At 71.4% G+C, this 5927-nt stretch carries 3 protein-coding genes; all 3 read left to right on the top strand.

Annotated elements, in window-relative coordinates; translation table 11 throughout:
• The first annotated feature begins 320 nt into the window (after positions 1 to 320).
• The 3 genes from ACFWAR_RS39035 to ACFWAR_RS39025 all read left to right on the top strand — a co-directional run bounded on the left by ACFWAR_RS39035 (position 321) and on the right by ACFWAR_RS39025 (position 5858).
• Positions 321 to 1040 (top strand): response regulator, encoded by a 720-nt coding sequence (locus ACFWAR_RS39035; RefSeq protein WP_385788392.1) that lies wholly within the window; start codon positions 321 to 323, stop codon positions 1038 to 1040.
• A 141-nt stretch (positions 1041 to 1181) separates the two neighbouring features.
• Complete coding sequence (locus ACFWAR_RS39030) at positions 1182 to 4343, top strand: efflux RND transporter permease subunit (protein WP_385788390.1); 3162 nt, start codon at positions 1182 to 1184, stop codon at positions 4341 to 4343.
• A gap of 324 nt (positions 4344 to 4667) precedes the next feature.
• A complete protein-coding gene (locus tag ACFWAR_RS39025) occupies positions 4668 to 5858 on the top strand; it encodes a hypothetical protein (protein ID WP_385788387.1) in 1191 nt (396 codons plus the stop codon).
• The last annotated feature ends 69 nt before the right edge of the window (positions 5859 to 5927 follow it).

The following is a 5927-nucleotide window of genomic DNA, read 5'->3' as shown; positions in this document are numbered from 1 at the left end:
GCCCCAGACCCCGCGCCTCAAACGCCGGCGAGGCTGGATGGCGCGGCGGACCCAGGGCAGATCCGGCCCGGCGAGGCTGGATGGCGCGGCGGACCCCAGGGCAGACCCGGCCCGGCGAGGCTGGGATTGCGGCGAGGCTGGATGGCGCGGCGGACCCCAGGGCAGGTCCGGCCCGGCGAGGCTGGATGGCGCGGCGAACCCACGGCAGATCCAGCCCGGCGAGGCTGATCGGCGCGGCGGAGCCAGGGGGCAGATCCAGCCCGCCCGGCGATCGAGGGCCGCACCGGGGCGGACGGGGACGGCGACGTACGCTCCCTTTCGTGGAACACACGCCGAGCGACCCGCCCCCCGCCGCACCCATCAGGGTGCTCCTCGCCGACGACCAGGCCCTGCTGCGCAGCGCCTTCAAGGTGCTGGTCGACTCCGAGCCCGACATGGAGGTCGTCGGAGAGGCCGCCGACGGCGCGCAGGCCTACGCCCTGGCCCGCGAGCTGCGCGCCGACGTGGTCCTCATGGACATCCGGATGCCCGGCACCGACGGGCTCGCCGCCACCCGGATGATCAGCGCCGACCCGGAACTCTCCGGCGTGCGCGTGGTGATGCTGACGACCTTCGAGGTCGACGAGTACGTCGCCGCGGCCCTGCGCGCGGGCGCCTCCGGCTTCCTCGGCAAGGGCGCCGAGCCCGACGAGCTGCTGAGCGCCATCCGCATCGCGGTCGCCGGCGAGGCCCTGCTCTCCCCGGCCGCCACCAAGGGCCTCATCGCCACCTTCCTCGCCCAGGGCGGCGGCGCCCCGCCGACCGCCGCCGCGGGCGCCCACGCCGAACGGCTCGCCCTCCTGACCGGCCGCGAGCGCGAGGTCCTCGGCCTGGTCGCGGGCGGCCTGTCCAACGACGAGATCGGCATCCGGCTGGAGGTCAGCCCGCTCACCGTGAAGACCCACGTGAACCGCGCGATGGCCAAGCTCGGCGCCCGGGACCGGGCCCAATTGGTGGTCATCGCGTACGAATCGGGCCTCGTACGGCCCCGTTCCGAGTAGATCGGGGTACTCGGGCGTACTGCGGGCGCGGTACACGCGGGATAAGGACGGGACCTGCGGGCGACGTCCGGGCGCCGTGGCGGAGGAGAAGGTGGGACGACCCTCGCTCAACTCGCTCAACTCGGCAGAGAGATCTCACCCATGTCCTGGCTGTCCCGCTTCAGCCTTGCCCAACGGGCACTGATCGGCCTCGTGTCGATCGTCGCGCTCCTGTTCGGCGCCATTGCCATCCCCCAGCTCAAGCAGCAACTGCTGCCCTCCATAGAGCTGCCGATGGTGTCCATCCTCGCGCCGTACCAGGGCGCCTCGCCCGACGTGGTCGAGAAGCAGGTCATCGAACCGATCGAGGCCACCCTCAAGGGCGTCGACGGCATCACCGGCATCACCTCCACCGCCAGCGAGGGCAACGCCCTCATCACGGCCAAGTTCGACTTCGGCGACAGCGGCACCAAGCAGCTCGTCGCCGACGTCCAGCAGGCCGTCAACCGGGCCCGCGTCCGGCTGCCCGCCGACGTCGACCCGCAGGTCGTGGCCGGTTCCACCGACGACATGCCCACCGTCGTCCTCGCCGCCACCTCGGACAAGGACCAGCAGGCCCTCGCCGACCAGCTCCAGCGCAGCGTCGTCCCCGTCCTGGAGGACATCCCGGGCGTCGGCCAGGTCAGCGTCAACGGCGTCCAGGACCTCCAGGTCACCGTGACCCCGGACCGGGCGAAGCTGGCGGCCGCCGGCCTGGATACGGCCGCGCTCGCCAAGGGCCTGGAAGCGGGCGGCGCCACCATGCCCGCCGGTTCCTTCGACGAGGAGGGCAAGAACCGCACCGTCCGCGTCGGCGGCGGCTACACCTCCCTCGCCCAGCTGGAGGACCTCCGCCTGAGCGCGGGTACGCCCGGCGCCGCGAGCGGCAAGCCCGCGGTCCGCCTCGGCGACGTCGCCACCGTCAAGCAGGAGCCGGCCAAGGCCGTCTCCATCACCCGCACCAACGGCAAGCCCAGCCTGGCCGTCGTCCTCACGATGGACAAGGACGGCAGCTCCGTCGCCATCTCCGACGCCGTCAAGGAGAAGCTGCCCGAGCTGCGCACCGCCCTCGGCGCGGGCGCCGGCCTCACGATGGTCAGCGACAACGGCCCGGCCGTCGCCACCGCCATCTCCAGCCTCACCACGGAGGGCCTGCTCGGCCTGGTCTTCGCGGTGATCGTGATCCTGGTCTTCCTCGCCTCGATCCGCTCGACCCTGGTCACCGCGGTCTCCATCCCGCTGTCCATCGTGCTCGCGCTGATCGTGCTGTGGACCCGTGACCTGTCGCTGAACATGCTGACGCTGGGCGCGCTCACCATCGCCATCGGCCGCGTGGTGGACGACTCCATCGTGGTCCTGGAGAACATCAAGCGGCACCTGTCCTACGGCGAGGAGCGCGAGTCCGCGATCATCACCGCGGTCAAGGAAGTGGCCGGCGCGGTCACCTCCTCGACGCTCACCACCGTGGCCGTCTTCCTGCCGATCGGTCTGGTCGGCGGCATGATCGGCGAGCTGTTCAGCTCCTTCTCGCTCACCGTGACCGCGGCCCTGCTGGCCTCGCTGCTGGTGTCCCTGACCGTCGTACCGGTCCTGTCGTACTGGTTCCTCAGCGCCCCCAAGGGCGCGGACGGGGCAACCCTCACCGACCCGGCAGCCGTGGAAGCCGTCCGGCGGGCCGCCGAGGAGAAGGAGTCGCACAGCCGGCTCCAGACCTTCTACGTGCGGGTGCTGCGCTTCGTCGCGCGCCGCCGCCTGGCCACCGTGGCCGTCGCGTGCGTGCTCCTCGTCGCCACCTTCGCCATGGCCCCGCTGTTGAAGACCAACTTCTTCGACAAGGGCGAGCAGGACGTCCTGACCATCAAGCAGGCGCTGGCCCCCGGCACCTCCCTGTCCGCCTCCGACGAGGCGAGCCGCAAGGTGGAGAAGGTCCTGGCCAACGCGGCCGGCGTCAAGGACTACCAGGTCACCGTCGGCTCCTCCGGCTTCATGGCGGCCTTCGGCGGCGGTACGGGCACCAACCAGGCGTCCTACCAGGTGACCCTGAAGGACGCCAAGGACGGCGAGGCCGTCCAGAAGCGCATCGAGACCGACCTGGCCAAGCTCGACGGCATCGGCCGGACCACGGTCTCGGCGGGCGCCGCCTTCGGCAACACGGACCTCAGCGTGGTCGTCAAGGCGGGCGACGCCGGCGTCCTCGCCAAGGCCGCGGAGCAGGTCCGCGCCGAGGTCGCCAAGCTCAAGGACGTCAGCGACGTCCAGAGCGACCTCTCCCAGTCGGTGCCCCGCATCTCGGTCACCGCCAACGCCAAGGCCGCCGACGCGGGCCTGAACCAGGCCGCGATCGGCGGGATCGTCGCCCAGGCCGTCCAGGGCACCCCCGCGGGCAAGGCCTTCCTCGGCAACACCGAGCGCAACGTGGTCATCGCCTCCGGGCAGCCCGCCAAGACGCTCGCCGAACTCCAGGCGCTGCCGATCGGCCCGATCAAGCTCGGCGACGTCGCCGACATCAAGGTGGTCCCGGGCCCGGTCGCGATGACCCGGATCGACGGCGCCCGCGCCGCCACCATCACGGCCAAGCCGAACGGCGACAACACCGGCGCGGTCAGCACCGAACTCAGCGCCAAGCTCAAGGCCCTGGACCTGCCCGACGGGGCCACCGCCACCATCGGCGGCGTCTCCTCCGACCAGGACGACGCCTTCGGCTCGCTGGGCCTGGCCATGCTCGCGGCCATCGCGATCGTGTTCATGCTGCTGGTGGCGACCTTCCGCTCGCTCGTCCAGCCGCTGATCCTGCTGGTCTCCGTGCCCTTCGCGGCGACCGGCGCGCTCGGTCTGCTCCTGATCACCGGCACTCCGATGGGCGTGCCCGCGATGATCGGCATGCTGATGCTCATCGGCATCGTGGTGACCAACGCGATCGTCCTGATCGACCTGGTCAACCAGTACCGCGCCCAGGGCCTCGGGGTCGTCGAAGCCGTCGTCGAGGGCGGTCGACACCGCCTGCGCCCGATCCTGATGACGGCCCTGGCGACCATCTTCGCCCTGCTCCCGATGGCACTCGGCGTCACGGGCGGCGGCGGCTTCATCTCGCAGCCGCTCGCCGTGGTGGTCATCGGCGGCCTGGTCAGCTCCACCCTGCTGACCCTCCTCCTGGTCCCGGCCATCTACACGATGGTGGAACTGCGCAAGGAGCGCCGAGCGGCCAAGCGCGCGGCCAAGCGCACCCCCCGCCCGACGACCACCGCCCCCGCCACCAAGGACGACGAAACCCCCGTCAGGGTCTGACGGCCCGACCCCGTCGACGCGTTCGGGGCGACACGTCCAAGCGGCTCCCGAGACCTGCCCGTTGGTCTCGGGAGCCGCCGCCGTACGGGCCCCCGCGCGGCCGCGGCGAGGTCGCGCGGGGGTCGCCGGGAGGCCCTCGTACGGCCTTCGTACGGCCTTCGCGGCAGTGGCTGCAATGTCCGATGACGTAGGATTTCGGGGCCCGGACCGACTGCCCGGCCCGACCGCCCGGTCCCTCCATCCCCTCCGTTAAGGACTACGTTGAGCGCGATATCCGCCCCGCCCACGGACACCGTGAGGCCGTCGGGTCAGCAGGGTCGGCCAGTGAAGGAGCCGGGAGGCGCGGGGTCGTGGGTGCGTCACCACGCCAACCGGTTCGGCCCGGCGCTCGCCGTGTACACCACGGTGAAGCTGAGTGGCTTCGCCTTCTTCATGTACCTGCTGCACTTCTCCGCCGAGTACCGGAAGAAGCCCGTCGGCACCGGCGGCGGCGCCCGGCCGTGGGACGTCCTGAGCACCTGGGACGGCGCGTACTACCTGGACATCGCCGCCAACGGCTACCACCCGCAGGTGTTGGGCCCGGGCATCGAGGTCGTCCCCAACTCCTCCGCGTTCTTCCCGCTCTACCCGGGCCTGATGCGCGGTGCGTCGGAGATCACGGGCCTGGGCGTGTACGGCGGGGGCATCCTCGTCTCGGTGCTGGCGTCCCTGTTCGCCGCCGCCGGCATCTACGCGGTGGTCTCGCTGCTGAGCACGCCCAGGGCGGGCGTCGTCGCGGCCGGGCTCTGGGGCCTGTTGCCCGCCTCCGGCGTCGAATGGGCGGTGTACACCGACTCGCTGTTCGTGGCCCTGGCGGCGTGGGCGTGCTACTGCGTCATGACCCGGCAGTGGATCTCGGCGGGCGTGCTCGCGCTGATCAGCGGCTTCAGCAGGCCGACGGCGGCGGCGGTCATCGCGGCCGTCGGACTGGCGGCGCTGGTCGCCCTGTTCAGGCGCCGGGACGGGATCGCCCGCCCGTTGACCGCCATGCTCATCGCCCCGTGGGGGTTCATCGGCTACATCCTCTGGGTGGGCTACAAGATGAACGACCTCGGCGGCTACTTCAAGATCCAGCGCGCGTGGGAGCACTACTTCGACGGTGGCGCGTTCATGCTGAAGGCCATCCCCGAGATCATGATCGGGCGGTACCACTACCTGTGGGCCTGGGGCATCGCGGACATCTTCAGCCTCCTCATGCTGGTCGCCCTCCCCGTGCTGCTGATCCTCTTCTTCCGGCTCCGGCCGCCCCTGGTCCTGATCGTCTTCACGCTGCTGACGATCGCCTCCACCGTCACGAGCCAGCAGATCGTCTCCAACGTGCCGCGCTACCTGCTGCCGGCGTTCCCGCTGTGGATCGCCCTGGCGATCCCGCTGAGCAGGCTCAAGTGGACCTCGCTGGCGCCGATCATGTTGATCATGGGTGTCGCCGCGGGCTGGTACGGGGGCTTCGTCACCTTCCAGCTCGGAACGCCGTAGCGGTTCACCCGGTCGCGCTTCCGTATCGACGCGGAAAGGGCCGCCCGCCCCCCACGTGGGGGGCGGGCG

The organism is Streptomyces sp. NPDC059917 (assembly GCF_042730635.1).
Taxonomy (GTDB): Bacteria; Actinomycetota; Actinomycetes; order Streptomycetales; family Streptomycetaceae; genus Streptomyces.
This window is presented reverse-complemented; position numbering and strand designations above follow the sequence as displayed.